This window comes from Pseudomonas bubulae, from assembly GCF_900618535.1.
GTDB lineage: Bacteria > Pseudomonadota > Gammaproteobacteria > Pseudomonadales > Pseudomonadaceae > Aquipseudomonas > Aquipseudomonas bubulae.
This window is the reverse complement of the sequence record NZ_UYJA01000005.1, coordinates 482,754-507,821: the sequence shown is the minus strand read 5'-3', so window position 1 is coordinate 507,821 and position 25,068 is coordinate 482,754. Positions and strand designations below refer to the sequence as shown.

27 protein-coding genes and 1 other RNA gene are annotated in these 25,068 nt (G+C 59.1%); 11 read left to right on the top strand and 17 right to left on the bottom strand.

Annotated elements, in window-relative coordinates; genetic code table 11:
• Positions 1-7: 7 nt before the first annotated feature.
• On the bottom strand, positions 8-457 hold the full coding sequence (locus tag PPTH39_RS19630) for an EVE domain-containing protein (protein WP_095000711.1): 450 nt from the start codon (positions 455-457) through the stop codon (positions 8-10).
• Between the two features lie 196 nt (positions 458-653).
• Between PPTH39_RS19630 and PPTH39_RS23560 the strand changes: the two genes are divergently transcribed.
• Entirely contained in the window at positions 654-803 is a 150-nt protein-coding gene (locus PPTH39_RS23560; RefSeq protein ID WP_095000712.1) for a hypothetical protein, read from the top strand.
• A gap of 43 nt (positions 804-846) precedes the next feature.
• On the opposite strand, the gene PPTH39_RS19625 is transcribed toward PPTH39_RS23560, so the two are convergent.
• The 4 genes from PPTH39_RS19625 to PPTH39_RS19610 all read right to left on the bottom strand — a co-directional run bounded on the left by PPTH39_RS19625 (position 847) and on the right by PPTH39_RS19610 (position 2,270).
• Positions 847-1,452: a 5-formyltetrahydrofolate cyclo-ligase gene (locus PPTH39_RS19625; protein ID WP_130872330.1), complete on the bottom strand. Its 606-nt coding sequence runs from the start codon at positions 1,450-1,452 to the stop codon at positions 847-849.
• Between the two features lie 85 nt (positions 1,453-1,537).
• A non-coding RNA gene (gene ssrS, locus PPTH39_RS19620) (6S RNA) lies at positions 1,538-1,715 on the bottom strand.
• 31 nt (positions 1,716-1,746) lie between these two features.
• Positions 1,747-2,064, bottom strand: coding sequence for a cell division protein ZapA (locus PPTH39_RS19615; RefSeq protein ID WP_095000714.1), 318 nt, complete (start codon positions 2,062-2,064; stop codon positions 1,747-1,749).
• A complete protein-coding gene (locus PPTH39_RS19610) occupies positions 2,061-2,270 on the bottom strand; it encodes a TIGR02449 family protein (protein ID WP_095000715.1) in 210 nt (69 codons plus the stop codon). Before PPTH39_RS19610 ends, PPTH39_RS19615 begins: the two co-directional genes overlap by 4 nt.
• Before the next feature lie 134 nt (positions 2,271-2,404).
• Between PPTH39_RS19610 and PPTH39_RS19605 the strand changes: the two genes are divergently transcribed.
• From PPTH39_RS19605 to gcvH, 8 genes are all read left to right on the top strand, one after another.
• Positions 2,405-2,962 (top strand): YecA/YgfB family protein, encoded by a 558-nt coding sequence (locus PPTH39_RS19605; protein ID WP_095017790.1) that lies wholly within the window; start codon positions 2,405-2,407, stop codon positions 2,960-2,962.
• Between the two features lie 29 nt (positions 2,963-2,991).
• Positions 2,992-4,314: a Xaa-Pro aminopeptidase gene (gene pepP, locus PPTH39_RS19600; protein ID WP_095000717.1), complete on the top strand. Its 1,323-nt coding sequence runs from the start codon at positions 2,992-2,994 to the stop codon at positions 4,312-4,314.
• Positions 4,311-5,498 carry a 2-octaprenyl-6-methoxyphenyl hydroxylase gene (gene ubiH, locus PPTH39_RS19595; protein WP_130872329.1) on the top strand — a complete coding sequence of 396 codons (1,188 nt, stop codon included), beginning with the start codon at positions 4,311-4,313 and terminating at the stop codon, positions 5,496-5,498. Before pepP ends, ubiH begins: the two co-directional genes overlap by 4 nt.
• Positions 5,499-5,584: 86 nt before the next feature.
• Positions 5,585-6,802 (top strand): 2-octaprenyl-3-methyl-6-methoxy-1,4-benzoquinol hydroxylase, encoded by a 1,218-nt coding sequence (locus tag PPTH39_RS19590; RefSeq protein ID WP_179291770.1) that lies wholly within the window; start codon positions 5,585-5,587, stop codon positions 6,800-6,802.
• 94 nt (positions 6,803-6,896) lie between these two features.
• Positions 6,897-7,898 (top strand): extracellular solute-binding protein, encoded by a 1,002-nt coding sequence (locus PPTH39_RS19585; protein WP_095000720.1) that lies wholly within the window; start codon positions 6,897-6,899, stop codon positions 7,896-7,898.
• A 146-nt stretch (positions 7,899-8,044) separates the two neighbouring features.
• Positions 8,045-9,661 carry an ABC transporter permease gene (locus tag PPTH39_RS19580; protein ID WP_095000721.1) on the top strand — a complete coding sequence of 539 codons (1,617 nt, stop codon included), beginning with the start codon at positions 8,045-8,047 and terminating at the stop codon, positions 9,659-9,661.
• Between the two features lie 153 nt (positions 9,662-9,814).
• A complete protein-coding gene (gcvT, locus tag PPTH39_RS19575) occupies positions 9,815-10,897 on the top strand; it encodes a glycine cleavage system aminomethyltransferase GcvT (RefSeq protein ID WP_095000722.1) in 1,083 nt (360 codons plus the stop codon).
• 62 nt (positions 10,898-10,959) lie between these two features.
• On the top strand, positions 10,960-11,343 hold the full coding sequence (gcvH, locus tag PPTH39_RS19570; protein WP_095000723.1) for a glycine cleavage system protein GcvH: 384 nt from the start codon (positions 10,960-10,962) through the stop codon (positions 11,341-11,343).
• A 78-nt stretch (positions 11,344-11,421) separates the two neighbouring features.
• Here gcvH and PPTH39_RS19565 read toward each other — a convergent pair whose 3' ends face one another.
• The 6 genes from PPTH39_RS19565 to PPTH39_RS19540 form a co-directional block, all read right to left on the bottom strand.
• Positions 11,422-12,564: a DegT/DnrJ/EryC1/StrS family aminotransferase gene (locus PPTH39_RS19565; RefSeq protein ID WP_095000724.1), complete on the bottom strand. Its 1,143-nt coding sequence runs from the start codon at positions 12,562-12,564 to the stop codon at positions 11,422-11,424.
• A gap of 271 nt (positions 12,565-12,835) precedes the next feature.
• A complete protein-coding gene (locus tag PPTH39_RS19560) occupies positions 12,836-13,150 on the bottom strand; it encodes a DUF2388 domain-containing protein (protein ID WP_095000725.1) in 315 nt (104 codons plus the stop codon).
• A 66-nt stretch (positions 13,151-13,216) separates the two neighbouring features.
• The gene (locus PPTH39_RS19555; protein ID WP_095000726.1) at positions 13,217-13,666 is read right to left on the bottom strand and encodes an NfeD family protein; all 450 of its coding nucleotides are present in this window, start codon (positions 13,664-13,666) and stop codon (positions 13,217-13,219) included.
• A 3-nt stretch (positions 13,667-13,669) separates the two neighbouring features.
• Positions 13,670-14,590: an SPFH domain-containing protein gene (locus PPTH39_RS19550; RefSeq protein WP_095000727.1), complete on the bottom strand. Its 921-nt coding sequence runs from the start codon at positions 14,588-14,590 to the stop codon at positions 13,670-13,672.
• 95 nt (positions 14,591-14,685) lie between these two features.
• Entirely contained in the window at positions 14,686-16,455 is a 1,770-nt protein-coding gene (gene tfpB / locus PPTH39_RS19545) for a type IV pilus assembly ATPase TfpB (RefSeq protein WP_130872328.1), read from the bottom strand.
• 106 nt (positions 16,456-16,561) lie between these two features.
• Positions 16,562-16,897, bottom strand: coding sequence for a hypothetical protein (locus PPTH39_RS19540; protein WP_095000729.1), 336 nt, complete (start codon positions 16,895-16,897; stop codon positions 16,562-16,564).
• A gap of 127 nt (positions 16,898-17,024) precedes the next feature.
• Between PPTH39_RS19540 and PPTH39_RS19535 the strand changes: the two genes are divergently transcribed.
• Positions 17,025-17,489, top strand: a complete 465-nt coding sequence (locus tag PPTH39_RS19535) for an Lrp/AsnC family transcriptional regulator (RefSeq protein WP_095000730.1) — start codon at positions 17,025-17,027, stop codon at positions 17,487-17,489.
• Between the two features lie 164 nt (positions 17,490-17,653).
• Here PPTH39_RS19535 and PPTH39_RS19530 read toward each other — a convergent pair whose 3' ends face one another.
• From PPTH39_RS19530 to PPTH39_RS19510, 5 genes are all read right to left on the bottom strand, one after another.
• Positions 17,654-18,577: a hypothetical protein gene (locus tag PPTH39_RS19530; protein ID WP_130872327.1), complete on the bottom strand. Its 924-nt coding sequence runs from the start codon at positions 18,575-18,577 to the stop codon at positions 17,654-17,656.
• A 240-nt stretch (positions 18,578-18,817) separates the two neighbouring features.
• Positions 18,818-19,291: a glycine zipper domain-containing protein gene (locus PPTH39_RS19525; protein WP_095000732.1), complete on the bottom strand. Its 474-nt coding sequence runs from the start codon at positions 19,289-19,291 to the stop codon at positions 18,818-18,820.
• Positions 19,292-19,617: 326 nt separating this feature from the next.
• Complete coding sequence (locus PPTH39_RS19520; RefSeq protein WP_095031419.1) at positions 19,618-21,966, bottom strand: FdhF/YdeP family oxidoreductase; 2,349 nt, start codon at positions 21,964-21,966, stop codon at positions 19,618-19,620.
• Positions 21,963-22,802, bottom strand: coding sequence for a formate dehydrogenase accessory sulfurtransferase FdhD (gene fdhD / locus PPTH39_RS19515; RefSeq protein WP_130872326.1), 840 nt, complete (start codon positions 22,800-22,802; stop codon positions 21,963-21,965). The genes PPTH39_RS19520 and fdhD overlap by 4 nt, the downstream gene beginning before the upstream one ends.
• A 94-nt stretch (positions 22,803-22,896) precedes the next feature.
• Positions 22,897-23,784, bottom strand: coding sequence for a LysR family transcriptional regulator (locus PPTH39_RS19510; protein ID WP_095000735.1), 888 nt, complete (start codon positions 23,782-23,784; stop codon positions 22,897-22,899).
• A 103-nt stretch (positions 23,785-23,887) separates the two neighbouring features.
• On the opposite strand from PPTH39_RS19510, the gene lysM reads away from it, so the two are divergent.
• Positions 23,888-24,328 (top strand): peptidoglycan-binding protein LysM, encoded by a 441-nt coding sequence (lysM, locus tag PPTH39_RS19505; protein WP_095000736.1) that lies wholly within the window; start codon positions 23,888-23,890, stop codon positions 24,326-24,328.
• Positions 24,329-24,404: 76 nt separating this feature from the next.
• Here the strand turns inward: lysM and yrfG are convergent, their stop codons facing one another.
• On the bottom strand, positions 24,405-25,067 hold the full coding sequence (yrfG, locus tag PPTH39_RS19500) for a GMP/IMP nucleotidase (protein WP_095000737.1): 663 nt from the start codon (positions 25,065-25,067) through the stop codon (positions 24,405-24,407).
• Between the last annotated feature and the right edge of the window lies 1 nt (position 25,068).

The window sequence follows — 25,068 nt, the reverse complement described above, 5'->3', positions numbered from 1 at the left end:
ATTCGCTTTACAGCAACCCCATCACCACAGCCCATTGCTCACCCGTTACGGGCATCACCGAGAGGCGGCTGCCTTTTTGCACCAGCGGCATTTCGGCCAGGGCGCTTTGCTGTTTGAGGTAGTCGAGTTTGATCACCCGGGGAAAGGTCTGCTCATGGGCGACCTGCAGTGCGCTCCACGGGTTTTTCTCGACGCTGGCCTTGGGGTCGAAGTAATGACTTTCAGGGTCCAGGGCCGTCGGGTCCGGATAAGCGGCCTGGACGATTCGGCCTACTCCGGCAATCCCTGGCTCGGGGCAACTGGAGTGGTAGAAAAAGAACAGGTCACCCACCGCCATGGCTCGCATGAAATTGCGCGCCTGATAGTTGCGCACACCGTCCCAGCGAGCTTCGCCGAGCTTTTGCAAATCCTTGATCGAAAATTCGTCAGGCTCGGATTTCATCAGCCAATAAGCCATCTTCTATACTCCAGAAACATGCTGTGATTATTTTGTCCGGCAACATTTTGCTAAACCGACAGTCGGTTGACGTCAGCGTTTGCTTGCGTGTGCGTGTTGCCGCAAAATGCCCGCCTTTTAAGCTTGACGCTGCTGCACGGCCTATAACAAAAACCGTTGCTGTCATCGTGTTGATTTGCCTGAAGGAGGGCAATCGATGAAACGCAAACCGGATTTACTGTGGATGCTGGTTATTTTGTTCGGTTTGGGTGTGGTTACAACAGGCTACGCGCAAAGTCTCTGGTCAAATTCGACAGACGCGCCGATTGAGCTGGCGCAACAGCAAGTACAACCCTTCAAACGCTAAAAACTGATTCCTGGGCATCGCTTTGTCAGTGATGCCTTGATTGTCAGTGGGCGACGTACCACTGTCTGTCCGAGACCGTGCCCTGCAAAGGGACATCCCAACTGGCTTGGTCCAGGCACGCCACTTTCTGACATTCGTGGGCCAGCCCCAACAGTGTCGGCTTGCGCCAGCTTTGGCGTCTTGCCTGATAGGCCAGGCTGCGGTCATAAAAACCGCCGCCCATGCCCAGCCGTCCCCCCGTCGCATCAAACCCCACCAGTGGTAGCAGCACCAGGTCCAGCGCCCAGACCTTGCGTTGGCGTGCGCGGTTGATACGGGGTTCAAGAATGCGGAAACGGTTGGGGATCAGCTTTTCGCCGGGGGCGACCCGCTGAAAGACCATTTTAGTTTTCGGCCAGGCACTGAGAACCGGCAGGTAGGTGATTTTGCCCCGACGCTGAGCTTCGCGCAGCAGCAGGCGCGGATCGATTTCACCGTCAGTGGGCAGGTACAGCGAAATGTGTTTGGCGCGGCGAAACAGCGGGTGTTGCGCCAGTTGCCGGTACAGGCCACGGGCTGCCTGGCGTTGCTCGCAGGACGACAGGTCGCGGCGGGCTTTGCGCAGGATTCGGCGAAGTTGCGGGCGGGAAGGCGGCGCAGGTTCGTTCATATGGCGTGCTGTTCAGGATCGAGACACCGGGTGGTGGCTCGTGCAAGCCAATGCCAGCAGTTGGCTGGCATTGCGCTAGGAAATCAGGCTCCCCGACGTACCGCTGTCGGCTTGGCCCTTGAACCCGAAAGTTCAAGGTGGAAGTTGCAGTAGACCTTAAGGCTTTCCGTCTAGCGGACATGCACACCGGCCCAACGTGCAAGCTCCAGGGTAGTGCGAATCGGCTCAGGGACATCGCTAACTGGCGAATACTCCAGGGAGTGGCGCGAGTATACCCCAAAGTAACGATTTGAATCAGCTTTGGCGTTCGTTCGGATCAGTGGCCAGCACCAGATCAACGCGATCGAGCAGGTCGCGTACCTGTTCTCGGGTAGTGCTGCTGGTCTGAACTTCGGCGACTTCCTGCTTGTGCAGCAGATCATGGGTAATATTCAGTGCAGCCATTACGGCGATACGGTCGGCGCCAATGACTTTGCCGCTGCTGCGAATTTCGCGCATTTTGCCGTCCAGGTAGCGGGCGGCGCTCACCAGGTTGCTGCGTTCTTCCTGGGGGCACATGATCGAATACTCTTTATCGAGGATGTGCACGGTGACGCTACTGCTTGAACTCATGAGTCTTGCTCCAGGGCTTTGAGGCGCGAAATCATCGATTCCACCTTGTTTCTGGCGATTTCGTTTTTTTCAATGAGGTGCGCGCGTTCCTCGCGCCAAGTCTTTTCCTGAGCAGTTAAGAGTGCGTTTTGACGGTTAAGTTGCTCGACTCGGCTAATCAGCAACTCGAGTCTAGCCATCAGTGCATGCAGGTCGGTGTCTTCCATTGTGTCCTACTGTGTATTTTCTGATGGGCGGTGACTGTCAAACGAGTTGACGCCTCGATGGTCTGGCACGGCTGCCGATGCTAGGATACAAGCCCTCCATTCTAGACATAGCGCCGCTTGGCGCCTAGCTGACCATGCCTATTCAGAATTCCCCGTATCAAGCCTTTGTAACCCTGCTGACCGCCAACGGCCACTCCGTCTCGCCTGCCGAACTGCATGGCCACCTGCTGGGTCGCAGCTGTGCCGGTGCCGGTTTCGATGCCGACGCCTGGCTGGTCGAAGCTGCCGAACTGTTGGCTGGTGAGCCACAAGACAACGTACGCAATGCCTTGATCGGATTGCAAGAGATGGTCAAGGGCGAGCTGACCAGTGACGACATGACCGTCGTGCTGTTGCTGCCGACCGACGACGCACCATTGACCGAGCGCGCTGCTGCCCTGGGCCAGTGGTGCCAGGGTTTCCTGTCCGGTTTCGGTCTGACCCGCCGCGCCTATTCGCTGAGCGATGAAGCCAACGAAGTGCTGCGCGACCTGGCCGCCATCGCTCAGGTGCAAGATGCCCTGGAAGAGTCTGAAGACGGCGAAAGCGACTATATGGAAGTGATGGAATACCTGCGCGTCGCGCCGCTGTTGCTGTTCACCGAAACCAAAAAAACTGCTGACGCCGCGCCAGCCAAGCCTTCGCTGCACTGATTGATCGACAAGAGGGAAACCGTCTGCCCATGATCCATATCCCGAAATCGGAATACGCACGTCGCCGCAAGGCACTCATGGCGCAGATGGAGCCCAACAGCATTGCGATCCTGCCCGCTGCGGCGGTGGCCATTCGCAATCGCGATGTCGAACATGTTTACCGCCAGGACAGCAATTTCCAGTACCTGAGCGGCTTTCCCGAGCCTGCGGCCGTGATCGTCCTGATTCCGGGCCGGGCACATGGCGAGTACGTGCTGTTTTGTCGCGAGCGCAACGCCGAGCGTGAATTGTGGGACGGCCTGCGGGCCGGGCAGGAAGGCGCAATTCGCGACTTCGGTGCTGACGACGCGTTCCCGATTACCGATATCGACGACATCCTGCCGGGCCTGATCGAAGGCCGCAGCCGGGTGTATTCGGCGATGGGCGGCAATCCCGAATTCGATCGCAATCTGATGGAGTGGATCAACGCGATCCGCTCCAAGGCCAGCCTCGGTGCCCAGCCGCCCAACGAATTCGTTGCTCTGGATCATCTGCTGCATGACATGCGCCTGTATAAATCGGCGGCAGAGCTCAAGGTCATGCGCCATGCGGCGCAAATTTCGGCTCGCGCCCATGTGCGTGCAATGCAGGCCAGCCGCGCCGGTTTGCATGAGTACAGCCTGGAGGCAGAGCTGGATTACGAATTTCGTAAAAGCGGGGCAAAAATGCCAGCCTATGGCTCGATCGTCGCCTCTGGCGATAACAGCTGCATCCTGCATTACCAGGAGAATGATGCACTGCTCAAAAGCGGCGATCTGGTGTTGATTGATGCTGGCTGCGAGATCGACTGCTACGCCAGCGATATAAGCCGTACGTTCCCGGTCAACGGCCGTTTTTCAGCGGAACAGAAAGCGATCTACGAGCTGGTTCTGGCTGCACAAGAGGCGGCATTTACCGAAATTGCCCCTGATAAACACTGGAATCAGGCCCATGAAGCCACAGTCCGGGTAATTACCGCCGGGCTGGTGGAGTTGGGGCTATTGCAGGGTGACGTTGACGAACTGATCGCCAGCGAGGCCTACAAGCCGTTTTACATGCACCGTGCTGGCCACTGGCTTGGGCTCGATGTGCATGACGTGGGTGAATACAAGGTCGAGGGTGAGTGGCGCGTGCTGGAGGCGGGCATGACCCTGACCGTCGAGCCGGGTATCTATATCAGCCCCGGCAACCTCGATGTCGCGAAAAAATGGCGCGGCATCGGCGTGCGAATCGAGGACGACGTAGTGGTCACCAAACATGGCTGTGAAATCCTGACGGGCGACGTGCCAAAAACTGTCGCCGAGATCGAAGCGTTGATGGCAGGCGCGGCATGAGCCGCGTCAATCTGGCCATCATCGGTGGCGGTCTGGTGGGGGCGAGCCTGGCGCTGGCGTTGCAGGCCGGGGCCAGGGCCCGTGGCTGGAAAATCGTATTGATCGAGCCGTTCGCCCCCGGCAACGCCTATCAGCCAAGCTACGATGCCCGCTCTTCGGCGCTCAGCTATGGTGCCCGGCTGATCTATGAACACTTGGGCCTGTGGCAGGCTATTTCTGAACGCGGTGAGCCGATCAAGGATATTCATGTATCCGACCGCGGGCGCTTCTCGACGGCTCGCTTGTCGGCCAGTGAAGAAGGCGTTCCGGCGCTGGGGTATGTGGTCGAAAACGCCTGGCTGGGCCAGTGCCTGTGGAAAAGCCTGGACCCGGACGTGATCAGCTGGCGTTGCCCGGCTGAAGTTATCCACATGCAACCGCTGGATGATGGCTATCGCCTGACCCTCAACGACGAAACCACGCTGGACTGCGATCTCGCCGTCCTGGCTGATGGTGGGCGTTCGGGGTTGCGCGAGAAACTGGGCATCCATGTGCGTCAGCAGCCCTACAACCAGAGCGCGCTGATAGCCAATATCACGCCGAGCCAGCCCCATGCTGGCATGGCGTTCGAACGTTTTACCGAAGAAGGCCCGATGGCTCTGCTGCCATTGCCTGACAACCGCTGCGCGCTGGTGTGGACGCGTTTGGGGATGGACGCGCAGCGTCTGGCAGCCCTGGATGAGCGCAGCTTTCTCAGCGAGTTGCAGGGCGTATTTGGCTATCGTCTGGGCACCCTCAAACAAGTGGGCGCGCGGCACCTGTATCCTTTGACGCTGATTGAAGCGCAGGAGCAGGTACGTCCTCATCTGGCGGTGCTGGGCAATGCGGCCCACAGCCTGCACCCGATTGCCGGACAGGGTTTCAACCTGTCCCTGCGCGATGCCCGGGCGCTGGCCGATGCCTTGTTGGGCAGTGACAAGCAACCCGGGGATTTCGCCACCCTGCTGAGTTATCAACAGGCGCAGCAACTCGACCAGCAACTGACCATCGGCTTCTCCGACAAGGTGACGCGGGTGTTTGGCAGTGAGCAGCCACTGGTGTCCTTTGGTCGCAACCTGGGCCTTCTAGGCCTTGACCTGTTGCCACCGGCCAAGCGCTGGTTTGCCCGTCAGGCAATGGGCCTGGGCACCCGCGCAGACAGTTGATGACTACCGGGGCGAGCTTGCCCCGTGTCGATCCATTTTTTCAGGTGCGGCGTACGCCGCTAGCGAGACAGGCTTAAAGCATGGAAATGCGCGCAGATCTGCTGATTGTTGGGGCCGGAATGGTCGGAAGCGCACTGGCGCTGGCGCTCAAGGACAGCGGGCTGAAAATCCTGCTGCTCGACGGTGGCCCGCTGAGCGTCAAGCCGTTTGCCAGCGAAGCGCCGTTCGAGCCTCGGGTCAGTGCCCTGTCGGCGGCCAGCCAGCGCATTTTGCAGCGTCTGGGCGCCTGGGACGGCATCATCCACCGCCGTGCCAGCCCGTACTCGCATATGCACGTGTGGGATGGCAGTGGCACCGGGCAGATCCACTTTTCGGCAGCCAGCGTGCATGCGGACGTGCTGGGCCATATCGTCGAGAACCGTGTGGTGCAGGACGCACTGCTGGAGTGCCTGCAGGGCAGTTGTATTGAAATGCTGGCCAATTCACGCCTGGAGCAGATGCGCCGTTCCGGCGACGACTGGCTGCTGACCCTGGCCGATGGCCGCACCTTGCGGGCGCCGCTGGTGATTGCCGCTGATGGCGCCAACTCGGCCGTACGTCGCCTCACCGGCTGTGAAACCCGTGAGTGGGATTACCAGCACCACGCTATCGTCACCAGCGTACGGTGTGCAGAACCGCACCAGCAGACCGCCTGGCAGCGTTTTACCGACCAAGGGCCGCTGGCATTCTTGCCGCTCGAGCGTGACGGTCAGCAGGACTGGTGCTCGATCGTATGGTCGACCACCCCCGAACAAGCCCAATACCTGATGACGCTGGATGACGCAGCGTTCAGTCGTGAGCTGGAGCTGGCTTTTGAAGGTCGTCTTGGCAGTGTGCTGAGTGCCGATCCACGGGTATGCGTGCCACTGCGCCAGCGCCATGCCAAACGCTATGTCGCCGAAGGCCTGGCGTTGATCGGTGATGCGGCGCACACCATCCACCCGCTGGCCGGGCAGGGCGTGAACCTGGGCTTCCTAGATGCAGCAGTGCTGGCCGATGTGCTGATGCACGCGGTGGACCGTGGGGAACGTTTGGCGGATGTGCGTGTGCTGAGCCGTTTCGAGCGGCGGCGCATGCCCCACAACCTGGCGCTGATGGCGGCGATGGAGGGCTTTGAACGCTTGTTCCAGGCCGACTCCCTGACCGCCCGCCTGTTGCGCAACACCGGTTTGAAATGGGTGGATAAAATGCCCGAGGCCAAGGCCTTGTTTGTGCGTCAGGCACTGGGCCTGAGTGGCGACCTGCCGCCGTTGGCCAGGCCGTAACATCTGGTAACTCCTCCGGGGCGAGTTAGGTTGAGATGGCAAATGTGATTCACTACCATTTACGCCCGATTCGCATTAAGAGAGACCGCCCCTCATGTTGGCACGCAAGCGTCTACTGACTGCCCTGGCCCTGACCGTTTTTGCGAGCGGTGTTTCTGCTGCCGATGAGGTGGTGGTTTACTCCTCGCGTATCGACGAACTGATCAAACCGGTATTTGATGCCTACACCGCGAAAACCGGGGTCAAGGTCAAGTTCATCACCGACAAGGAAGCGCCGCTGATGCAGCGCATCAAGGCCGAGGGGCAAAACGCCACCGCCGATCTGTTGCTAACCGTGGATGCCGGTAACCTTTGGCAAGCTGAGCAAATGGGCATCCTGCAACCGTTCACCTCCGAGGTGATCGACAAAAATATCCCGCCGCAATATCGCTCTTCTTCTCACGAGTGGACTGGTCTGAGCCTGCGCGCACGGACTATCGCCTATTCGACGGACCGGGTTAAACCAGAAGAACTGTCGACCTATGAGGCTTTGGCCGACAAGAACTGGGAAGGTCGCTTGTGTCTGCGCACTGCCAAGAAGGTTTACAACCAGTCGCTGACCGCCACCATGATCGAAGTGAATGGCGCCGAGAAAACCGAAGAAATCCTCAAGGGCTGGGTCAACAACCTGTCCACAGACGTGTTCTCGGATGACATCGCCGTGCTTGAAGCCATCAACGCCGGGCAATGTGACGTGGGCATCGTCAACACTTACTACTACGGTCGCCTGCACAAGCAGAAGCCCGATCTGGCGGTGAAGCTGTTCTGGCCCAACCAGGCGGATCGTGGCGTTCACGTCAACTTGTCGGGTATTGGCCTGACCAAGTACGCGCCGCATCCTGAAGCGGCCAAGGCATTGGTGGAGTGGATGACCACCCCTGAAGCCCAATCGATTTTCGCTGGCGTAAACCAGGAATTTCCGGCCAACCCAAGCGTTCCACCTTCGGCGGAAGTGGCGAGCTGGGGTAGCTTCAAGGCCGATGCACTGCCGGTTGAAGTGGCAGGCAAGCGCCAGGCTGAAGCGATCCGCATGATGGACCGTGCTGGCTGGAACTGATCAAAATCTGAAGTAATACCTGTGGGAGCGGGCTTGCTCGCGATAGCATCGCCGGGGTTTCATTGGAAACTGCGGTGTTTGCATCGCGAGCAAGCCCGCTCCCACATTTGTTTTCACGTCGTCCCATCCACCTCCGAGAGTTTTTCGTGGCCCATCCTGCCCAACGTCGCTGGTACCCGCTGGTTTTTGTCATTGCTGCCCTGGTGCTGCTGCCGCTGAGCGTGTTGCTGCTGTCCTGGCAAAGCATTGATGCCCAGATCTGGAGCCACTTGTGGGACACGCAGATGCCGCGCCTGCTGGGCAACACCCTTACACTGATCGTCGGTGTGGGCATCGGCGTCACGCTGTTGGGCGTAAGCCTGGCCTGGTTGACCAGCCTCTGTGAGTTCCCTGGCAGGCGCTGGCTGGACTGGGCGTTGATGCTGCCGTTTGCGATTCCCGCCTATGTGCTGGCGTTTGTGTTTGTGGGCTTGCTGGACTTCGCCGGGCCCATACAGACCCTGCTGCGCGAGTGGTTCGGCATGGGCTTGCGGCTGCCTCGGGTGCGCTCAACCGGGGGGGTGATCACCGTGCTGATTCTGGTGTTCTACCCCTATGTCTACCTGCTGGCGCGCACGGCGTTTCTGGCCCAGGGCAAAGGCCTGATGGAAGCGGCACGGGTGCTGGGGCAAAGCCCGTGGCAGGCATTCTGGCGCGTGGCATTGCCGATGGCGCGCCCGGCAATTGGTGCCGGCGTAGCGCTGGCCTTGATGGAAACCCTGGCTGATTTCGGTGCTGTGTCGGTGTTCAACTTCGACACCTTCACCACGGCTATTTACAAGACCTGGTACGGTTTTTTCAGTCTGTCGACGGCAGCACAACTGGCCAGTTTGCTGTTGCTGGTGGTCATGCTGGTGCTCTACGGCGAGCGCCGCGCCAGGGGGGCCAGCCGTGCCAGCAACGAGCGACCACGGGTCACTGCCCTTTACCACCTGAGCGGGCCCAAGGCATGGCTGGCCAGTGGCTGGTGTCTGCTGGTGTTTGCCTGTGCATTCGTGATCCCGATGTTGCAACTGGTGGTGTGGTTCTGGCAGCGCGGGCGCTTTGATCTGGACGAGCGTTATGTCGGTTTGATCGTGCATACCCTGTATCTGGGGGCAATGGCGGCGCTGATTACCGTCAGCGTGGCGCTGGTGCTGGCCTTTGCCCGACGCCAGGCGCCAACCCCCGCTATCCGTGCCGGGGTCAGCCTGGCGAACCTGGGCTATGCCTTGCCGGGTTCGGTGCTGGCGGTGTCGATCATGCTGGCGTTCAGTTATCTGGACCGCGAACTGGTGATCCCTGTTTCGGGGTGGCTGGGCGGTGCGGGCAAACCGTTGCTGCTGGGCAGCCTGTCGGCCCTGTTGCTGGCGTATCTGGTGCGATTTATTGCCGTGGCCTATGGGCCGCTGGAAAACAGCCTGGCGCGGATTCGTCCCTCTTTGCCCGAAGCCGCCCGCAGTTTGGGCGTCAGTGGCCCGCGACTGTTTTTCAAGGTGTATCTGCCATTACTGCTGCCGGGCACCTTGAGCGCTGCGCTGCTGGTGTTTGTTGATGTGCTCAAGGAGATGCCGGCGACCTTGCTGATGCGCCCGTTTGGCTGGGATACGCTGGCCGTACGCATCTTCGAGATGACCAGCGAGGGTGAGTGGGCGCGGGCTTCGCTGCCGGCCTTGACCCTGGTACTGGTCGGTTTGTTACCGGTCATCGGTTTGATTCGACGCTCGGCCCATCGCATCGGTTAGGTGTCAGTCCTCCTGCATGCGGCTACAATGCGCGGCATTCGGTGCGGTCTGTCTGTCAGGCCAGGTTTCTGCGTGATGTAAAAAAGCCGCTTGTTTGGCTTGAAATGCTCCGCAGCCTGTCCGCACCTTCGCCAAGCCCGGAAGGAGAAACCCATGGGACAGCGTACGCCTCTGTATGACCTGCATCTCGCCCTAGGCGCGAAGATGGTCGATTTTGGCGGTTGGGATATGCCTTTGCATTACGGCTCGCAGGTTGAGGAGCACCATGAGGTGCGCCGCGACTGTGGGGTTTTTGATGTCTCGCATATGACCGTGATCGACATCACCGGGCTTCAGGCCAAGCAATGGTTGCAGTATTTGCTGGCCAACGATGTCGAACGACTGAACACCCCCGGTCGCGCCTTGTACAGCGCCATGCTCAACGAGCAGGGCGGCGTGGTCGACGACATGATCGTCTACCTGATGCCTGGCGGTTATCGGCTTATCGTCAACGCCGCCACTCGCGATCAGGATCTGGCCTGGATGCAGGCTCAGCTTAAGGGCTATGACGTGCAACTGCAGGAGCGTCCAGAGTTGGCCCTGCTGGCCATTCAGGGGCCACAGGCGCGACATAAGGTCGCCGAACTGGTGAGCCAGGCCCGTGCCCAACTGATCCAGCAGCTCAAGCCCTTTGAAGGGCAGAGCTGTGGCGACTGGTTTATTGCCCGCACCGGCTACACCGGCGAAGACGGCCTTGAAATCGTGCTTCCGGCCGATCAGGCCCCGGCTTTTTTCAACGATCTGGTCGGCGCCGGTATTTCACCGATCGGCCTTGGCGCCCGCGACACCTTGCGCCTGGAAGCCGGCATGAACCTCTACGGGCAGGATATCCACCTGTCGGTGTCCCCCCTTTGCGCCAATATGGCCTGGACCATTGCCTGGGAGCCTGCTTCACGCAAGTTCGTGGGGCGCGAAGCGCTGGAGGCCGAAAAGGCCGGTGGCGTGCAGCTCAAACTGGTGGGTTTGGTGCTTGAAGAGCGGGGTGTTTTGCGCGCCCATCAGGTGGTTCGCATCGCCAATGTTGGCGAAGGAGAGATCACCAGTGGTAGTTTCTCTCCCACGCTAAGCAAATCGATCGCTCTGGCGCGAGTTCCGATGGCAACGGCTGACCGTGCCGAGGTTGAGATTCGTGGCAAGTGGTACCCGGTTCGCGTAGTCAAACCGACTTTTGTTCGTCTTGGCAAAGCCTTGATCTAACGTTTACTGGCGGGCGTGCACAGAGTGCATGCCGCTGACATTTATACTTGAGGACACTGAATATGAGCCTGATCCCTGCCGAGTTGCGCTTTGCTGAAAGTCACGAGTGGGCCCGTCTGGAAGCAGATGGCACGGTAACCGTAGGCATCAGCGATCACGCTCAGGAAGCCTTGGGGGATGTGGTGTTTGTTGAGCTGGCTGAAGTTGGCAAAGTGTTCGCTGCTGGCGATACCGCGGGTGTTGTGGAGTCGGTAAAAGCCGCTTCCGACATCTACTCGCCGGTGTCGGGCGAAGTGATTGCCGTCAATGAAGCGCTGGCTGACAGCCCTGAGTCGCTGAACAGCGAGCCGTACACCAGCTGGATTTTCAAGCTCAAGCCAAGCAACACCGCCGAGCTGGAAAAACTGCTGGACGCTGCCGGCTACAAGGCTGCCATCGGCGAGTAACGAGCAAAAGATTCTCAACTGTGGGAGCGAGCCTGCTCGCGAACAAGCTTTGCGAGCAGGCTCGCTCCCACAGGGAGGTCAGGCGTTATGCAGAACTGCTTTCACCGCTGCCACCGAACGCTCTACATCGGCCTTGGTCATCGCCGTAAACATCGGCAATGATACGATCAGGCGCCCGACACGTTCGGCCACCGGGAACATCCCTTCTTTAAAGCCCTGCGCGCGGTACAGGCTGAGCAAGTGAATTGGCGGGTAGTGGTAACCGATGCCCACGCCCAATGCCTGCATTTCTTTCATAAAGGTCGCCCGCGCCGGTTGACCATCCTTGCGCTCAGGCAGCACGAGCTGGAACAGATGCCAGTTGGTGTTGTTGAAATCCGCCACCGGCAGTTGCGCGCCGTATTCCGCTTCAAAATCCGACCCGAAGCACTCAAAGTAATGCTTGGCCAGCGCCCGACGATGGGCGGTGATGGTTTCGATATGGGCGAACTGGCCCAGACCAATCGCAGCCGCAATGTCGGTCATATTGAACTTGCCACCCAGCACGTCGACATCCAGGCCGTCGAAACCGGTACGGGTAACGCCTTGCAGGCGGTATTTTTCGGCCAGCCGCGCTTCTTCTTCATTGTTCAGTACCAGGCAACCACCTTCGGATGAGGTGATGTTCTTGTTGGCCTGAAAACTGAAAGAAACGAAATCGCCGCGTGCGCCAATGCGCTCACCTTGCCAGCTGGAGCCCAGGGCCTGGGCCGCATCTTCAACCACGCGCAGGTTATGCTTTTTGGCAATTGCGTAGAGCGCGTCCATGTCCACTGGCAGGCCCGACAGGTACACCGGAATGATGGCCTTGGTGCGCGGGGTAATGGCTGCTTCGAGCTTGTTAAGATCGATATTGCGGGTTACCGGGTCGATATCGGCAAACACCGGCGTGGCACCGACTTCGATAATCACATTGGCAGTAGCGACCCATGAAATAGGCGTGGTGATGACTTCATCGCCGGCTCCGATTCCGGCAATGCGCAGAGCGATTTCCATGGTGCAAGTGCCGGAGTTGAAAGTGCGCACCGGGCGCCCGCCAAAATACTCGGACAATTGTGCTTCGAATGCCTGCACCTTGGGCCCGCTGGTGATCCAGCCCGAGCGCAACACGTCGCCCACGGCAGCAATGGTGGCTTCATCAATGGTGGGTTTGGAAAACGGCAGGAAAGGCAGCGAGCTCATAGAGGCATGACGTCCGATGTGAGTGAATTTGAGTAACCAAAGAGCAACAGCATAGCGCTCAAGATCATACCCGCAGGATCACTCACAGCTGGTGAAAATTCTGTATGGCGGCTGAATGAGCAAGGGCCGTATTGCGTAGCAGCTGCTTTCGGCAGCTGCTACAGGAAAACTGCAACTGTGGGAGCGAGCCTGCTCGCGAAGGTCGTTCGCGAGCAGGTTCGCTCCCACAATAAGGCTTGACCTGCAACAGAGAATCCACAGATGGAGGTGTTTACTCAGCCGTGGCGTTTTTAACCAGAATCGCGTTAGCCAGGTCCATATCGCTGACTTTCAGGTTCGGGTTATCGGCGCGCACTTGTTGCATGGCCGACTCCAGGTACGGGCCACGAATTGATCCGTTACTGGCGACAAAACTGCCGGCGTCATCTTGAGCTGCGATGACTTTGCGGTCTTTTTTGAAGGTCAGGTAAGTGGACCCGGTGGTTGCGCCGGAAGACAGCACATTACGCCAGAAGCTGTCGGCCATGGCCGAACCAACAGGCAGGGACAGCAAGGCGATAGCGGCAACAGCATATTTGAGACGCATGACGGTGACTCCGGATAGATTAGCTATAGTATTTGATTGCCAATAGTGCGCAGGAGTTCCGTAACCTTACGGCACAATTTCTACGCTCAACACGGCTCCGTTTTGTTCGGTTACGCGTACCGATGTTCCCACCGGAGCGTCAGGCCCTACTGCCATCCATACGCTGTCCCCTACCTTGATTTTGCCCCGCCCTTCGACAATCGCCTGTTGCACGATAAAAGTACGGCCGATCAGCTCATGACCGCGGCGGTTCAGGTTCGGCTGTTCGCCACTCTCCCCAGTGCCACGTTGGCGCCGCCACCAGAATACCGCCGTGAGGATCGCCAGCACGCCAAACAGCGGCAATTGCAGTGTCCAGGGCAGCTCCGGGGCCAGGAACGTCAAGCCGCCCACAATCAGGGCAGCAAGGCCCACCCACAGCAGATAACCACCGGCGCCGAATACCTCCAGAATCAGCAGTACCGTGCCAAGAGCCAGCCAGTCCCAGAAGTTCAGGTCTTGCAGAAACTCCCACATGTATCAGGCCTTCCTGGTATCAAAGGTGGCTTTGACGATTTCGCTGATGCCTCCCACGGCGCCGATCACCTGGCTGGCTTCCAGCGGCATGAGGATGACCTTGCTGTTGTTGGCAGAGGCCAGTTTGCCCAGCGCATCGATATATTTTTGTGCTACAAAATAGTTGATCGCCTGCACGTTGCCTGAGGCAATGGCTTCCGACACCACTTGTGTGGCGCGGGCTTCGGCTTCGGCCTGGCGTTCGCGGGCTTCGGCTTCGAGGAACGCTGCCTGGCGGCCCCCTTCGGCTTCGAGGATCTGTGCCTGTTTTTTGCCTTCGGCGGTGAGGATTGCTGCGGCCCTTAGCCCTTCAGCTTCAAGAATTTGCGCACGCTTGATACGTTCGGCTTTCATTTGCCCGGACATGGCGGCCATCAGGTCGGCCGGCGGGCTGATGTCCTTGATCTCGATACGGGTGATTTTGATGCCCCACGGTGCCGTTGCTTCATCGACTGTGCGCAACAGTTTTTCATTGATGCCGTCACGCTGACTGAGCATGGCATCCAGCTCCATGGAACCCAGCACGGTGCGGATGTTGGTTTGCAGCAGGTTGCGAATGGCATGCTCGAGGTTGTTGACCTCATAGGCGGCTTGCGCCGTGTTGACCACCTGGAAGAAACACACGGCATCGATTTGTACCGTGGCGTTATCGGCGGTAATCACTTCTTGTGGGGGGATATCCAGCACGCTTTCCATGACGTTGATCTTGCGTCCGATACGATCCATCACCGGGATGATGATGTTCAGGCCCGGCTTGAGGGTATTGGTGTATCGCCCGAAGCGTTCCACCGTCCATTGATAACCTTGCGGCACCACCTTGAAGCCCATAAAGAGCACGGCAATGGCCAGGGCGACAAATAACAGGATCACAGTACCCACTTGCATAACCATTCCTTGTTTTTGAGGTGTAAGAAACAAACGAGCGTGAAGCGTAGCGATCTAGAAAATTGTCCAACTCCCTGGATTTTAGTCAAAACAACTCAAGCATGCGGGGTGACTCGCAGTGCTTCTTGCAGTGAGGTCACCCCGTCTGCAACTTTTAGGGCCGCAGCAAGCCTGAGGCTGAGCATTCCTTGTGCGCCCGCCTGGCGACGAATGGCGTTGAGGTCGGTTTCGCGGCCAATCAGCCCCCTGAGTTTTTCGCTTATGACCATGACTTCGTAAACACCGACCCTCCCGGTGTAACCGGTTTCGCGGCACTGCGCACAACCAACGGCCCGGCAGATTGTGTCCGGTGCTGCCCCGGCCCAGGCCGGGGCAAAATCCTGCCATTCGTCGGGAGCCGGCGGATGTTCGGTCTTGCACTCCGGGCACAAGGTTCTGACCAGTCGCTGGGCCATGACACCCAGCAATGTGGCCTTTATCAGATAGGGGGCAACCCCGAGTTCTTGCAGGCGGCTGATGGCGCCGGGAGCGTCGTTGGTATGCAGGGTCGAGAGCACCAGATGCCCGGTGAGTGCAGCCTGAATAGCCACTTCGGCGGTTTCCAGATCACGTATCTCACCGAGCATGATGATATCCGGGTCCTGGCGCAGCAGCGCCCGCACACCGTTGGCGAAGGTCAGGTCAATGTTGGTCTGAACCTGCATTTGATTGAACGCCGGCTCGATCATTTCGATGGGGTCTTCGAGGGTGCACAGGTTGATTTTGGGGGTGGCCAGTTGCTTGAGCGTTGCATACAGGGTGCTGGTTTTACCCGAGCCGGTGGGGCCGGTGATCAAAATAATGCCGTTGGGCCGGGTGGTCATGTGCTGCCAGCGTTGCAAGTCGTTCGGGGAGAGGCCCAACTGGTCGAAATCTTTGAGCAGGACCTGCGGGTCAAAAATACGCATCACCATTTTTTCGCCAAAGGCGGTGGGCAGGGTGGCGAGCCTCAGTTCCACTTCAGCACCCTGGGGCAGGCGGGTTTTTATCCGGCCGTCCTGGGGTTTGCGTTTTTCGGCAACATTCATCCGGCCCAGGCTCTTGAGGCGACTGACAACGGCCATCGTTACCTGTGGCGGGAAGTGGTAAACATCATGCAGCACGCCGTCGATCCGAAAGCGCACGCAACCCTGCTCACGGCGGGGCTCCAGGTGGACATCGCTGGCGCGTTGTTCAAAGGCGTACTGAAACAGCCAGTCGACGATATTGACGATGTGCGCATCGTTGGCATCCGGTTCCCGCTCGCCTGCGCCCAAGGTCAGCAGTTGTTCGAAATTGGCCGGCGGGCTGGTCTTCTGATCGTTGAGTACAGCCCCAGTGACCGATTTGGCCAGCTGGAAAAACTCTATGTTGAGGCGCTGGATTTCCAGGGGGTTGGCAATGACACGTCTGATAGGGCGCTTGAGCGACTGGCGCAAATCGGCCTCCCAACTGCTGACCCAGGGCTGGGTGTTGGCAACTGTGATGGCTGAGGCATCGGCCGCCACCGCGATGATTCCATGCCGCTGGGCGAAGGCAAAGGACATTGCTCCGGTCACGGTGGCGACATCGACCTTGAGCGGATCAAGGCGCAGGTAGGGTTGCCCTGCATGGTTGGCGAGCCAGGCAGTGAGGGTTTCAAGATCGAGAATCCTGCCTCCCCGATCGGGATCGCAGAATTGTTGCTGCGCAAGAAATACCAGGGGGTGGAGGGTGGCACTGGACGCTTCGCGACTGCGTACCATTGCCTGCGTGGCGCAGCTTTGCTGGATACGATTTTGCGCCAACAGCGCGGATAACAGATTGTTGAGGTTCAGCCACCGGTCATGGGACGGGGTGATGCGCATAACGGCTCCTTGAGGCATCGGCGCAGACAGGTCCTTGTCTGGCCATGTACCTGATAAAGCCTAGTTGCGCCGTGTTGGCCCGCCTGCCACCAATGGTTGCGAACTATTACCCGCAAGCTTGCATTGCCGGGTCCTTGGCGGCCTGCACGGGTTGCAGCTGCATGTCGAAGACGCTGATCAGGCTGCGCAGTTTTTCGCCGATGATCCTGGCACGGTGCCAGCTCTGTTCGTGACTGCGGATGTCAATGCTCAAGGTGTCCCCGTCACGTACCACATCCACTTGCTGCGGGATCAGTTGCTGCAGGGCAAACAGATTGAGCACCCGGCACAGCACGTCGGCATCGGCTTCGGCCTGGATACGGAAAAGCACCTGGCAAGGGGCTGCATTGCTGGCCCATACGTCGGGGCGAGGGGCGTGGGTAATGACTTCAAGATGCGGCATGCAATGGCTCCTGTTCAGACTGGAGAAATATTTACACGTCGCGGGAGAATTTTTTTATCTAAGATGTTTTGAATTGACGATAAATAGACTCGAACAAGTCTCAGCTTATTCATTAATGGGTATTTTTATGCAAAGCGAGCTGGATGCTTACGACCGACGCATATTGGCGCTGCTGCAAGAGGACGCTTCGCTGTCCAGCGCGCAGATCGCGGAGAAGGTGGGGCTTTCGCAATCGCCCTGCTGGCGGCGGATCCAGAAGATGAAGGACGAGGGCATCATTCGTGGCCAGGTCACCTTGCTCGATCGCAAGAAAATCGGCCTCAATACGCAAATTTTTGCCGAGATCAAACTCAATGCACACGGTCGCTCAAACTTCACCGAGTTTACTGACGCGATCCGCGGTTTCCCCGAAGTGCTGGAATGCTATGTGCTGATGGGAGCGGTAGATTTTCTGCTGCGTATCGTGACGGCTGATATCGAAGCCTACGAGCGGTTTTTCTTTGAGAAACTGTCGATGGTGCCGGGCATTCAAGAGGTGAATTCGATTGTGGCGTTGTCCGAGATCAAGTCCACCACCTGCCTGCCGGTCTGAATCCCGGAAAACAAAACGGCCTTCTCAAGGAAGGCCGTCGGCTGGGTTTGCGCACTGTTATCAGTGAACAAACAACGCAATCAGAATAATGATCGGAATTGGAATACCGAGGAAAAACAGCAGAAGTGAGCGCATTTTATTCTCCAGTCAACGAATAGCCCGGGTTAAACCAGCGGGGTTGTGATGGTGGGGGTCAGATACGTCACGGCATCGCGGCGACGGCCGCCGAAGGTGGCGCACAGGCTGGCAAAGAAAGCGCCGATCAGCAGTGTGATAAACATCCACAAGGTGGACCAGGCGGCGACCTTGGCAGCGGTATCAGCGGCTTCCTTGGCTTTTACCTTGGCTTCTTCAACAGCCTGATGGGCCTTGGCGTAGACCTGGTCGACCCGTTGTTCGGCTTCAGGTTGGCTGAGGTTGGTGCGCTGGGCGATGATTTGGGCCAGGTAGGTACGGTCTTCACTGCTCAATTGGCCGTCATTGGCCAGGCTGTGGGCGAAGATGCGGGCCACGGTGCCATGGGCTGCGTCTTCGCTGACAGCGGTGCCGCGGTCATCGCGAAACAGGCTGTCGATAAAATAGTCCGAACCTTTGTCGCCATTGTTGGCTGCGGCACTGCCGGCTGCACTGCTGATCGCCGTTGCGGCGCCTGAAGCTACGCTGGCCCCGGCTTGAACGCCGCTGCCGATCACGCTGCTGACCGAGCCTGCAACCAGGGTAGCGGTTACCAGCGTGGCCACGGCCCATGCCAGAAAACCATGGGCGGTGTCGCGAAAGTAGGCTTCATCGCCATGCAGGTTGGTCCATTTGACCCGCAAACGACCGGCCAGATAACCGCCCATGCCGGAAGCAATGATCTGGGTAACGGCCAGCCAGACGATGGCGGTAATACCCAGGCCTTTGGCGCCCACCCCTTCATTGGCCCACGGAGAAACCGCAGAAAACCCAAGCCCCGCCCCTAGCATCAGCAGCAGCAGGGAGAGGACGGCAGCAGTGGCGGCGCCGGCAAAGATGGCGGCCCAGGAAACACCGGATTGACCGGAGGAATCTTGCAGGGCTGCGGGATAGTGTTCAGTTGTCCCGATCATTGTTGTTGTGCTCCTGAATGGTAGGAAGTGCAGCGTTCATTCAGGTAATTGCAGGGGATGTGCCAACCCTGTGTTGCAGGTAATTCCATATCTTTCAATGGCTTGCAAATGGTTGGTTTTTTCGGTGCATGCAGATTGCATGATCAGGGGCAAAACAGGCGGGCGTAATGCATTGAAACAATTTGCCCGGAGCAGGCGCAGGTAAAAAAAACGGGAGCCTTTCGGCTCCCGTTGTACGCATCAGTCGTGACGATGCTTGTTTTTGCGATGGCCATACGCGTGGCCACGGCCGCGATGATCGTCGCGGTAGTAGCGACGGTTATCGCGGTCACGATAGCGGCGATCGTCGCTGTCGCTTTTATTGCCCATATAGTTGCCCAGCGCGCCACCGGCACCACCGCCAGCGGCCGAGCCCACCAGTGCGCCTGTGCTGCCGCCGACACTGCGGCCCAGCACGTTACCGCCTGCAGCACCCAGTGCGCCGCCAATGGCGGCTTCACCACGGCTGCGTTTGTCGGCACCTACGGCACTACCTGCCGCACCACCCACACCTGCACCAATCGCAGAACCGGTCGAGCCGCCGAGCTGTTGGCCAACAACGGCGCCAAGAACCCCGCCTAATGCGCCGCCTACACCGGCTTCGGTGGTGCCACCGGCCGAGGCTACGCCACTGACCAGGCCAAGGGACAACAAGAGAATCGAGGTGAGCTTCATGGATGAGCCTCAAAGAGATGACGGCGCGATCCTGAGGCTGCAAGCGGTTGGTGACAATCGAAATCCGACGAGTAGCACGAGTTGTACACAATTCTATAAGTTGTTGTTTTTACTAGGGAACTTAATCTGTTTTCGAGGGTCTGTTAGCTAGTTCGGTTAGGTCGTTTTCGTAGGAAAACGGCCTTTTTTGTGGCCGCAGTTCAGAGGCGCGCTGCTTGAATGTGGGAGCGGGCTTGCCCGCGATTCAGGCACCGCGGGATGACGGTCAAACCGCGGAGATGCCATCGCGGGCAAGCCCGCTCCCACCACAAACGAACAAAAAGTGCTCAGCTGGCCTTAGCCATGATCAGCGTTGACGGGCTGGCTGCCTCCAGGCAAATCGCCACGAACTTGGACGTAGGCGTATGGCTGCCATCGCCCGTGCTTTCCAGAGGCACCAGCGGGTTGACCTCCGGGTAGTACGCCGCAGCTTGCCCGGCAGGAATATCAAACGCCAGCAGGGTGAAATTTTTCACCCTGCGCTCGTGCCGGTCATCCCAGATCGAAACGATATCGACCTTCTGCCCCGGCTTGAAGCCCAGGCGGATGATGTCGGCTTCGTTGACGAACAGCACATCACGCTGGCCCTTGACCCCGCGATAGCGGTCATCGAGGCCATAGATAGTGGTGTTGTACTGATCGTGAGAGCGCATGGACTGCAAGATCAGGTCGGGCAGCCGGCCTGTGGCGCGGGTGCGGGCATCTACCAGGTCTTGAGGCAGTGCGTTGGGGCGGAAGTTGGCGCGCCCGGACGGCGTGTTCCACTGTCGCGCACCGGCCGAGTTGCCCAAATAGAAGCCGCCCGGGTGTTCGATGCGCGTGTTGAAGTCCTTGAAACCGGGAATGGTGTCGGCAATCAAGTCGCGAATGCGTCGGTAGTCAGCGACGACCCAGTTCCAGTCAATCGGGTGGGTGCCCAGTGTGGCCGCAGCAATGCCGGCAATGATTGCGGGCTCCGAGCGCATCTGCCTGGACAGTGGCTGCAACTGGCCATTGGAGGCGTGGACCATGCTGAACGAGTCTTCCACGGTCACCGCTTGCGGGCCTTCTGCCTGAATGTCGATATCGGTACGGCCCAGGCATGGCAGGATCAGCGCTTGTTTGCCGTGCATCAGGTGGCTGCGGTTGAGCTTGGTGCTGATCTGTACAGTCAGGGCGCAATTGCGCAGGGCCTGTGCGGTGCGCGGGCTGTCCGGAGTGGCCTGGGCGAAGTTGCCGCCCAGGCCGATAAACACCTTGGCTCGGCCTTCAAGCATGGCGTGGATGGCTTCAACCACGTTGTGGCCGTTTTCACGGGGCACCTTGAACTGGAAGCGACGCTCCAACGAATCGAGGAAGGCCACCGGCGGGCGTTCGTTGATGCCCATCGTGCGGTCGCCCTGTACGTTGCTGTGGCCGCGTACCGGGCACAGGCCGGCGCCGGGACGGCCGATATTGCCGCGCAACAGCATCAGGTTGGCGATTTCCTGGATGGTCTGCACCGAATGACGATGCTGGGTGATGCCCATCGCCCAGCACATGATTACGTTCTTGCCCTTGAGGTACATGCGTGCGGCGCGTTCGATATCAACAAGGGTCAGGCCCGATTGCTCCACGATATGGTCCCACGAGGTGTCGTCGAGGCTGGAGATGTAATCGAGAATGCCCGCAGTGTGCTCATTCAAAAATGCATGATCGAACACGGCCGGTTCGCCTGCGGCCTGGGCATCGCGCTCCCACTGCAGGAGGAACTTGGCCATGCCGCGCAACAGCGCCATGTCGCCGCCCAGTGCCGGGCGCAGGTAGGCCGTGTTGGTCGGACGGTCGCCGTTGGTGAGCATTTCCAACGGATGCTGCGGGTGCTGGAAACGTTCCAGCCCGCGCTCCTTGAGCGGGTTGACGCACACTACCTGTGCGCCGCGCTTGACCGCCTCGCGCAGTGGTTCGAGCATGCGCGGGTGGTTGGTGCCGGGGTTTTGCCCCAATACAAAAATCGCATCCGCGTGCTCGAAATCATCAAAGGTCACGGTGCCTTTACCCACGCCGATGCTTTGCGCCAGGGCCACGCCGCTGGCCTCGTGGCACATGTTCGAGCAATCCGGGAAGTTGTTGGTGCCAAACGCGCGCACAAACAGTTGGTACAAATACGCCGCTTCGTTGCTGGCCCGGCCCGAGGTGTAGAACTCGGCTTCGTTGGGGCTGGCCAGGTTGAGCAAGTGCCTGGCGATCAAGGCGAAGGCGGCATCCCAGCTGATGGGGACGTAGCGGTCGGTTTCCGGGTCATAGCTCATGGGCTCGGTCAGGCGGCCCTGATATTCGAGCCAGTAATCACTTTGCTCCAGCAGCGCGCTGACGCTGTGCTTGGCGAAAAACGCCGCATCGACCCGGCGCTTGGTAGCTTCCCAGTTCACTGCCTTGGCGCCGTTCTCGCAAAACTTGACCAGGCCGCTTTCCGGCGAATCACCCCAGGCGCAGCCCGGGCAGTCGAAGCCGCCGTTCTGGTTGGTTTTGAGCATCATGCGCAGGTTTTTCAGTGCGTTGTCGCTGGTCAACCAGGCTTGCGCCACACTGATCAGCGCGCCCCAGCCACCGGCCGGGCCTTTGTAGGGCTTGTAGCGGGGAGTCGGGGTTTTGTCGGCTTGATGGTGTGTGCTCACGGTTGTTTCTCCTGCGCGGGGCTGTAGACCCTGGGCGCGCTTTTTTGTGGCAGATGAATAAGGTTGAGGTTGTGCCGCCGCGCCCATTGCAGCGCCAGGCCCGTGGGCGAGGACAGGCTGATCAGGGTCTGGATGCCGGCGCGCAGCACTTTTTGAATCAGTTCCAGGCTGCAACGGCTGGTGACGATTGCTGCGCCACCCGTCAGATCGATTTGCTGGCGTACCAGAGCACCGATCAATTTATCGAGGGCGTTGTGCCGGCCGATGTCTTCACGACCCAGCAGCAGCCGGCCCTGGCCGTCCATATAGACTGCAGCGTGTACGGCGCCGCAGTGCTGGCCCAAGGGTTGAAAGTCGCTGATGCGCTGGCGCAGGCCTTCCAGCCACTGCGCCGGTGGCAAAGGCGCGCCGGGCAATACCTGGAGATCCGGCAAGGCCTGTTCCACCGCTTCCACCCCACACAGTCCGCACCCACTGGTGCCGGCCAGTTGGCGGCGTTGCTGCTTGAGGTTCCAGAACGCCCGGCTGGCGATTTCGACCTGAGCGTATTGGGCAGACCCTGCACCGGTCAGTTTGAGGTCGTAGATTTCGCTGGCGTCTTGAATGATGCCGCTGCCCAGGCTGAAGCCGACGATAAAGTCCTCAAGGTCAGTGGGTGTGACCAGCATCACGGCCTGACTGATGCCGTTATAGGCAATCGCCAGGGCGACCTCTTCGGCCAGTGCAGTTTGCGCACCACCACTGTGGTCCAGGTTGACGTAGTCATAGCTCTGGCTGGCAGCAGGCGCGGGCGTGACAGAAGCAGGCGCCGCGCACAGAGGGCGCTTGGCGTTCATAAGGCAGTACCGACAATCAATTGAGCTCTAAGCCTAGGCGCGACACAGTGTCGCGTCTAATCGCTAGTGCTGATCTATTGATAGATGGCGTCGATCAAGAAGAGCTTGGTGATTTCTGATAAAGCGCGAAACAGGCTTCGGCCAGCGCTGAGCGCGGTGCCTCACGACGCATGATCAAACCCAGGCGGGCCAAGGTGCGTGCATCTTCTATGGGGTGCAGGCGCAGGTGGTCGGTCAGGGCTTCCAGCCCACCCTCAAGGGGCATCACCGCGCAACAAAGCCCGCCGTGGACAGCTTGTAACAGTTGATGAACGGCATCGGTTTGCAACAGGGGTTGTGGCGTAAGCCCCCGGCTGTGGAAGTTGTGGTCGATGGACTGGCGAAAGTGCATGCCGCTGCTGAGCAGGCCCAGCGGCAAGCTGGTCAGCGCCTCCCAGCTAAGCGGCTGGTCACCGAAGTTGAAATACCGCTGGTCGTATAGCAGGCCCATGCGGGTTTCGCCCAGGGCCAGGGAGTCAAAACGTTCCTGGTCAAGGCGTTCAAGATAGGAGACACCCACGTCCAGCCGGTTGCTGGCCAGTTGCTCAAGGATTTGTTCCGAGCTCAGTGCTGACAATTCGAAGCGCAGATCGGGATGTTCCTGATGCAGACGCTGCAACAGCGGCAGGGGGTCAAAACTCGACAGCGGCACCACGCCCAGGCGCAGAGTACCGATCAGGTTACCGCGACAGGCAGCGGCTTCGGCCTGCAAACCGTCGTAGGCGGCCAACACGGTACGGGCCCAGGCCAGCACCCGCTCGCCAGGTGCGGTAAAGCTTTCGAAGCGCTGTCCGCGATTGACCAGTTGCAAGTCCAGTTCCTGTTCAAGGCTGCGCAAACGCATGGACAGGGTGGGCTGCGTGATATGGCAACGCGCGGCGGCCTGACCGAAATGTCGGGTTTCGTCGAGGGCAATGAGGAATTTCAGCTGTTTGATGTCCATCGTCGCTCCGGGTGCAATTCAGCGGGCGATTCTAGCGCGCTTGCACATGGCGTAGATGGTCTACGCTCTTGAGTCTGGATCTTCCAACCTAGGAGCGTGATGTATGAGTATTTTCAGCTTTGTGAAAGAAGCCGGCGAAAAATTGATCGACCTGCTGACACCGGGCAACGCCAATGCGGGCGAGGAGCTCAAGAAGCACGTACAGGAAGTGGGCTTGGGCAATCCGAACATCACCGCTACCGTGGAAGGCGACAAAGTGACAGTCAGCGGTGAAGTGGCCACCCAGGAAGAGAAAGAAAAAATCATCCTGGCGGCGGGTAATATCGCAGGCGTGGCCAGTGTTGAAGACAAGATCACCGTGACCGGCCCGGCTGTTGTGGCTTCGCGTTTTGTCGTGGTGAAAAAGGGCGACACCCTGAGCGCAATTTCGCTGCAGGTGTACGGCAACGCCAATCTGTACAACAAGATTTTCGAAGCCAACAAACCGCTGCTCAAGGACCCGAACAAAATCTATCCGGGCCAGACGCTGCGTATTCCTGAGTAAACCGTTTTACCCTGTGGGAGCGAGCCTGCTCGCGAATGCACTTCGCGAGCAGGCTCGCTCCCACGGGTTCAGAGATTCACAGCCCTTCCAGCAACTCGCGATAGTCCCCCAGCGCAGCAAATTCTGCAGTGTCTTTCGGGCCTTTTTGGCTGTCGGGCTGTTTCACTGCCAGCAAGTGAGCCACCCCAAAATCACGGGCACTGCGCAAAATTGGCAGGGTATCGTCGATAAACAGGCTGCGGGCTGGGTCAAAACCGATATCTGCTTGCAGGGCATCCCAGAACGCCGGGCTTTCCTTGGGATAACCGTAGTCGTGGGAGCTGATAAGCCGCTCGAAATACGGGGCCAGCTCAATGCGCTCCATTTTCAACGACAGCGAATCACGGTGCGCGTTGGTGATCATGATCACTCGCTTGCCAGCTTTGTTGATGGCTGCCAGAAAAGTATCGGCATCGGGGCGCAAGGCAATCAGATGAGCGGTTTCGAGTTTGAGTTCGCGCACCGGGATCTTCAGCTCGCGGCTCCAGAAATCCAGGCAGTACCATTTCAACTGGCCCGCGTTGCCTTCAAATAGCGGCGTCAGTTCCAGATCCGCCATCGCCCGGCTGATGCCATGCAGCTCGGCATAGCGTTGGGGCAGGTGCTCCAGCCAGAAATGGTTGTCGTAGTGCAGGTCGAGCAGCGTGCCGTCCATGTCGAGCAGCACGGTATCAATGTCGCGCCAAGGTAAAACGGTCATG

Bases quoted from the DNA above. Each gene is read 5' to 3' on its own strand.
- PPTH39_RS19560 (WP_095000725.1), bottom strand. From the start codon at position 13,150: ATGCGTCTCAAATATGCTGTTGCCGCTATCGCCTTGCTGTCCCTGCCT.
- PPTH39_RS19615 (WP_095000714.1), bottom strand. From the start codon at position 2,064: ATGAGTTCAAGCAGTAGCGTCACCGTGCACATCCTCGATAAAGAGTAT.
- tfpB (WP_130872328.1), bottom strand. From the start codon at position 16,455: ATGCGCATCACCCCGTCCCATGACCGGTGGCTGAACCTCAACAATCTG.
- PPTH39_RS19535 (WP_095000730.1), top strand. From the start codon at position 17,025: ATGCAAAGCGAGCTGGATGCTTACGACCGACGCATATTGGCGCTGCTG.
- PPTH39_RS19550 (WP_095000727.1), bottom strand. From the start codon at position 14,590: ATGCAAGTGGGTACTGTGATCCTGTTATTTGTCGCCCTGGCCATTGCC.
- PPTH39_RS19610 (WP_095000715.1), bottom strand. From the start codon at position 2,270: ATGGAAGACACCGACCTGCATGCACTGATGGCTAGACTCGAGTTGCTG.
- PPTH39_RS23560 (WP_095000712.1), top strand. From the start codon at position 654: ATGAAACGCAAACCGGATTTACTGTGGATGCTGGTTATTTTGTTCGGT.
- PPTH39_RS19525 (WP_095000732.1), bottom strand. From the start codon at position 19,291: ATGAAGCTCACCTCGATTCTCTTGTTGTCCCTTGGCCTGGTCAGTGGC.
- PPTH39_RS19510 (WP_095000735.1), bottom strand. From the start codon at position 23,784: ATGGACATCAAACAGCTGAAATTCCTCATTGCCCTCGACGAAACCCGA.
- pepP (WP_095000717.1), top strand. From the start codon at position 2,992: ATGATCCATATCCCGAAATCGGAATACGCACGTCGCCGCAAGGCACTC.
- PPTH39_RS19565 (WP_095000724.1), bottom strand. From the start codon at position 12,564: ATGAGCTCGCTGCCTTTCCTGCCGTTTTCCAAACCCACCATTGATGAA.
- PPTH39_RS19590 (WP_179291770.1), top strand. From the start codon at position 5,585: ATGCGCGCAGATCTGCTGATTGTTGGGGCCGGAATGGTCGGAAGCGCA.
- PPTH39_RS19630 (WP_095000711.1), bottom strand. From the start codon at position 457: ATGGCTTATTGGCTGATGAAATCCGAGCCTGACGAATTTTCGATCAAG.
- gcvH (WP_095000723.1), top strand. From the start codon at position 10,960: ATGAGCCTGATCCCTGCCGAGTTGCGCTTTGCTGAAAGTCACGAGTGG.
- PPTH39_RS19585 (WP_095000720.1), top strand. From the start codon at position 6,897: ATGTTGGCACGCAAGCGTCTACTGACTGCCCTGGCCCTGACCGTTTTT.
- PPTH39_RS19555 (WP_095000726.1), bottom strand. From the start codon at position 13,666: ATGTGGGAGTTTCTGCAAGACCTGAACTTCTGGGACTGGCTGGCTCTT.
- gcvT (WP_095000722.1), top strand. From the start codon at position 9,815: ATGGGACAGCGTACGCCTCTGTATGACCTGCATCTCGCCCTAGGCGCG.
- fdhD (WP_130872326.1), bottom strand. From the start codon at position 22,802: ATGAACGCCAAGCGCCCTCTGTGCGCGGCGCCTGCTTCTGTCACGCCC.
- PPTH39_RS19605 (WP_095017790.1), top strand. From the start codon at position 2,405: ATGCCTATTCAGAATTCCCCGTATCAAGCCTTTGTAACCCTGCTGACC.
- lysM (WP_095000736.1), top strand. From the start codon at position 23,888: ATGAGTATTTTCAGCTTTGTGAAAGAAGCCGGCGAAAAATTGATCGAC.
- ubiH (WP_130872329.1), top strand. From the start codon at position 4,311: ATGAGCCGCGTCAATCTGGCCATCATCGGTGGCGGTCTGGTGGGGGCG.
- yrfG (WP_095000737.1), bottom strand. From the start codon at position 25,067: ATGACCGTTTTACCTTGGCGCGACATTGATACCGTGCTGCTCGACATG.
- PPTH39_RS19540 (WP_095000729.1), bottom strand. From the start codon at position 16,897: ATGCCGCATCTTGAAGTCATTACCCACGCCCCTCGCCCCGACGTATGG.
- PPTH39_RS19625 (WP_130872330.1), bottom strand. From the start codon at position 1,452: ATGAACGAACCTGCGCCGCCTTCCCGCCCGCAACTTCGCCGAATCCTG.
- PPTH39_RS19530 (WP_130872327.1), bottom strand. From the start codon at position 18,577: ATGATCGGGACAACTGAACACTATCCCGCAGCCCTGCAAGATTCCTCC.